The 4,859-nt window shown below is 64.6% G+C and carries 3 protein-coding genes; all 3 read left to right on the top strand.

All coding sequences use genetic code 11. The annotated features are described in order from the left end of the window. The first annotated feature begins 583 nt into the window (after window positions 1-583). Complete coding sequence (locus AC1D1S_RS19265) at window positions 584-3,733, top strand: efflux RND transporter permease subunit (protein WP_476995224.1); 3,150 nt, start codon at window positions 584-586, stop codon at window positions 3,731-3,733. Next, window positions 3,730-4,188, top strand: a complete 459-nt coding sequence (locus AC1D1S_RS19260; protein WP_028276449.1) for a hypothetical protein — start codon at window positions 3,730-3,732, stop codon at window positions 4,186-4,188. The genes AC1D1S_RS19265 and AC1D1S_RS19260 overlap by 4 nt, the downstream gene beginning before the upstream one ends. A 1-nt stretch (window position 4,189) precedes the next feature. Next, on the top strand, window positions 4,190-4,859 hold a 670-nt coding region (locus AC1D1S_RS19255; RefSeq protein ID WP_476995223.1), incomplete at its 3' end, for an efflux RND transporter permease subunit.

Below are 4,859 nucleotides of genomic sequence, written 5' to 3'. Positions count from 1 at the left end.
GCGCGCATAGGAACACTTTAGCCCCTCCAGCTGGTTCGCGCTGAAACGACGGGCCGCTCGCGGCCCGGTAGTCGCAGTCGGCTCGCGCTCCGGCGCCCTGCGCGGGCTGTTATGTCCGCAATTGTTACAAACGACATACCTATGGAATAGCGGTACTTACTGTCAATTGCCCGACGTATCTGGCACGTAACTACGACAGAAATTCGGGTAGCTCGGCGCGGAAAACAGGTAGAAAAACGGCAAACACCCGGGTGGCCCGCCGCGGGCCTCCAGGCCCTTCCACGAGGTTTGTTCGAAGAGCGCATTGTGAGCCTCCAAGCTGGGAGAAACCCGTGAAAAGCCGGGAAGCAGGCCTAAAATTTTGATCTTGCCAAACGATTCAAATGGGAACACTATTCGATAAAGATCAGCAAGAAATGGGATCTCGTGGGGGGATTCGCAAATGGTCTCGGGTTGAGGAGCCTGTCATGAATCACTTGCGGAATTCTTCCGTGCACTTGCCGAAATCCCCCGCCGGCCGCACCCGCGACGCCGGCTCCCTGGAACGGGGCTAGCCATGTTCGGCTGGATCACCCGTTTCAGTATGCAGTTCCGCATCCTGGTTCTCGCCATGGCGGCCGGACTCATTGCCTTCGGGGTAGTGAACATCCCCCACGTCGCCATCGACAGCATGCCCGAGTTCGCCCCGGCCCACGTCGAGATCCAGACCGAGGCCCTGGGCCTCTCAGCTGCCGAAGTTGAACAGCTCATCACTGCTCCGATGGAAGCCGACCTCCTTAACGGGGTGGCGTGGCTCGATGAAATCCGGTCCAAATCCGTTCCCGGCCTGTCCTCCATCGAGCTTGTGTTCGAGCCGGGCACCGACCTTCTGCGCGCGCGCCAGCTCGTGGCCGAACGCATGACCCAGGCCCACGCGCTGCCGAACGTCTCGGCGCCGCCGCTGATCATGCAGCCGTTGTCGTCCACCAGCCGCGTCCTTATGGTCAGGATGAGCTCCAAAGAGCTATCCGGGATCGAAATGTCGGTCCTGGCACGGTGGAAGATCAAGCCGCGGTTGATCGGTATTCCCGGGGTCGCCAACGTTTCCATTTGGGGACAGCGCGAGCAGCAGCTCCAGGTAGAGGTGACCCCCACGCAGCTGCGTGACAAGGGCATCACGCTCGAACAGGTCATCAAGACCACCGGCAACGCTGTCTGGGTGTCGCCGCTGAGCTTCCTCGAGGCGTCCACCCCCGGCACGGGCGGGTTCGTGGAGTCGCCGAGCCAACGCCTGGGCATCCAGCACGTGCTGCCCATCCGAACGCCGGAGGACCTGGCCAAGGTCAGCGTCGAAGACGCCGGATCTCCCATGCTCCTGGGTGACATTGCCCAGGTGAAGGAGGACCACCAGCCGCTGATCGGCGATGCCGTCGTCGGCCAGGATGCGGGCCTCCTGCTGGTCGTGGAGAAGTTCCCCGGAGCCAGCACGCTGCAGGTCACCAAGGACCTCGAGGCTGCGCTGAACGACATGCAGCCCGGGCTTTCCGGGATCCAGATGGACACGTCCGTCTTCCGGCCCGCCTCCTTCCTGCAGGATGCCGTGGACGAACTCGGCCTGGCGCTGCTCGTGAGCCTCATGATCGCCGTCCTGCTCTTCTGGGCCCTGTTCCGTTCCTGGCGGGTGGCCGTGATCGCCCTCGTCGCGATCAGCACCACCGTCATGGCCGCGGGAGTGGTGCTCTACTTACTCGACTCCACACTGAACATCTCAATCCTCGCCGGCATCTTGCTGGGCGTCTCCGTGATTGTCGGAGACATCGTGGAGGATGTGCAGGCGCAGCGGCGCCGGCCGTTGCGGACCACCGAGACCGAGACAGATGCCACCATCAGGTTCCGCATGGTCCAGCTTGTCCGCAGCGTCCGCACACCGCTGTTCCACGGGTCCCTCATCATGGCCCTCGCGCTCGTACCGACGCTGTTCGTCACAGGAGTCGGCGGTGCGTTCTTCCAGCCCCTCTTCTGGTCCCTGGCGTTGGCGCTTGCCGTGTCAATGCTGGTGGGCTTGTCCGTGACACCGGTACTGGCGTATCTCCTGCTTCCCGGTGAGAAAGCCGGGCGGGCGGACTCGCCCGGTGTTGTCCGGGCCAGGTCCACCTACGACAGGGCACTCGAGGGGGCACGTTCCCGCCGCACCCTCGGCATTGTCGCTGTCGCCGTCGTTGGACTGCTGGGGCTCGCCGCGGCATCGCAGCTGGTCGGGAACCGGGCGGTCGTGCCGACGATTCCGGACCGGACACTCCTGGTGCAGTGGGACTCGATGGCAGGCACGTCCAACGACGAGGTGCGTCGGGTGGCGTCCAAAGCGTCCGACGAACTGCGGACCCTGCCGGGTGTCTCGGGAGTTGGCGGCCACATCGGCCGCGCCATTTCCTCCGACCAGGTTGTCGGGAACAGTTCCGCGGAACTCTGGGTGTCCATCACCCCGGACGCCGACTTCAGCGAAACGGAGCAGGCGGTCCGTGACGTCGTCCAGGGCTACCCCGGCATCGCCCACAACGTGGTGAACTACTCCCAGCAGCAGATCGGCCAGGAGCGCAGCAGCATGGATCCCGGATTCGCCGTCCGCGTCTACGGAACAGACTTGCCCGTCCTGCGCGAGAAGGCTGAAGAGGTCCGCCGGGCCATCGAAAAGGTCGACGGCGTGAAGAACCCGACGATCAACGCCAGCGCCATGACGCCCATCGTCGAAGTCGAGGTCAACCTCGAAGCGGCGCAGAAGGTCGGTATCAAACCCGGCGACGCACGCCGCGCCGCTGCCGCCCTGATGCAAGGCATCGTCGTCGGCAACCTCTTCGAACAGCAGAAGGTCTTCGAAGTGGTGGTGCGCGGCGCGGTGGACGTCCGGGATGACCTGACCAGCATCCGTGAGCTCCTGCTGGACACGCCCAGCGGCGGCCAGGTCCAGCTGGGCCAAATCGCCGACATCCGGCTCGTTCCCAATGAAGTCGTGATCCTGCACGATGACACCTCACGCCGGATCGACGTGGTGGCCGAGGTCAGCGGACGTCCGCTCGCGGATATCCAGCGCGACATCAACGCGGCGATCGAGCAGATCCAGTTCCCGCTGGAATACCACGCCGAAATCCCCATGAAGTACAGTGAACAGCTCGCCGGGGACGCCATGGTTCTGTGGATCGGCGCGGCTGCCCTCCTGGGAATCCTGCTCCTTCTCCAGACAGCGGTGCGGAGCTGGAAGCTGGCGCTTGCCATCTTCCTGTCCCTGCCGGCCGCGCTGGCCGGGGCCGCCGTGGCAGCTTGGATCGCGGGAGGCGCCATCACTGTGCTGGCACTCACGGCCTTTGCCGCGGTGCTGGCCGTTGCCGCCCGCAACGCGGCGCTGCTCTCCGCACGGACGGATGAACTGTGGCGGGCCGCCCCGCACGAATCCCCTGACAAGATCATCATGATGGCGGCCCGGGACCGGGTCTCGCCCATTCTGAAGGCAGCCCTGATCACGGTGGCGATCCTGATCCCGCCGGGACTCTTCGGCGGCGCCGTCGGCGGATCCTTCCTGGGCCCGATGGCCCTGATCATCGTCTGCGGACTCATCACGACAACTCTCATCGGGATCTTCGTACTCCCCCTGCTCGCACTCTGGTTCGGACCCGGTTCCGCCCCGGAAGAGTGGGCCGAAGTGTACGAGGCCGAAGTTCCCGTCCAGCCCGTTACGCAGGAAAAGGTGGAAGCAAAATGACCAGCCAACAGCCCTCGCGGCGCCTGCCCCTGGCGGCCGCTGTATGCGCAGCACTTCTGTTCGCGCTGCCCGCATGTGCCCAGACGACGGCGGCGGCCCCCGCCGCCGTTTCGGCCAACGAACCCGCCAAGGTGGAGAAGAATGCCGCGACGGGCATCGCGAAACTGACGTTGACGGAGAAGGGAATCGAACGCCTCGACCTGAAGACCGACACCGTCAAGGCCGGAAAGGGTAAGGACGTCGTCGTGCCCTACTCAGCCCTGCTCTACGACGCCAGCGGAAAAACCTGGGTGTACACCAACCCGGCCCCGCGGGTCTACCAGCGGCAGCCGGTCACGGTAGCCAAGGTGGAGGACGGAGTGGTCACGGCCTCGGCCGGGCCCGCGGTGGGCACCGCAATCGTGACCGTCGGCGCGGCTGAACTCTTCGGCGCTGAATTCGATACGGCGCACTGACATGCGCCGGATTGTCGCTGCAAGCCTGAGGTTCCGGTCGATCATCATTGCGATGGCGGCCGCCCTCATGATCGTGGGCGGCGCGCAACTCAGCAGCGCTTCGGTGGATGTTTTCCCGGAGTTTGCACCGCCCCGTGTCGAGGTCCAGACGGCATGTCTGGGTCTCACTGCCTCCGAAGTCGAGGAACTCGTAACGGTTCCAATGGAGCAGGCCTTCAACGGCATAGACGGCCTGGACCAGATGCGGTCGAAGTCTGTGTCGCAGCTGTCCGCCATCGTGATGGAGTTCAAGCCCGGGACCGATCTGCTCACCGCCCGGCAGCTGGTGTCGGAGCGGATGGCAACGGTCATACCGACCCTGCCGACCTGGGCCGCGCCGCCGGTGATGCTCCAGCCGCTGTCCTCCACCAGCCGTGTCATGAAGATCGGACTCTCCTCCGAGACCCGCTCCCTGATCGAAATGTCCATGGTTTCCTACTGGAACATCCGGGCACATCTGCTGCGGGTGCCGGGCGTGGCGAACGTGGCGATCTGGGGCGAACGCCTCCAGATGCTTCAGGTCCAGGTTGATCCGACCAAACTGGCAGCCAACAACGTGACGCTGGAAAACGTCATGAACTCCACGTCCGACGCCTTGGACGCCGGCCTGCTCAAGTACTCCCCCGGTGCCT

The organism is Arthrobacter sp. P1_A5, from assembly GCF_056406825.1.
The sequence above is the reverse complement of the archived record's forward strand: the minus strand, read 5'-3'. Positions and strand labels throughout refer to the sequence as shown.

Bases quoted from the DNA above. Each gene is read 5' to 3' on its own strand.
- AC1D1S_RS19260 (WP_028276449.1), top strand. From the start codon at position 3,730: ATGACCAGCCAACAGCCCTCGCGGCGCCTGCCCCTGGCGGCCGCTGTA.
- AC1D1S_RS19265 (WP_476995224.1), top strand. From the start codon at position 584: ATGCAGTTCCGCATCCTGGTTCTCGCCATGGCGGCCGGACTCATTGCC.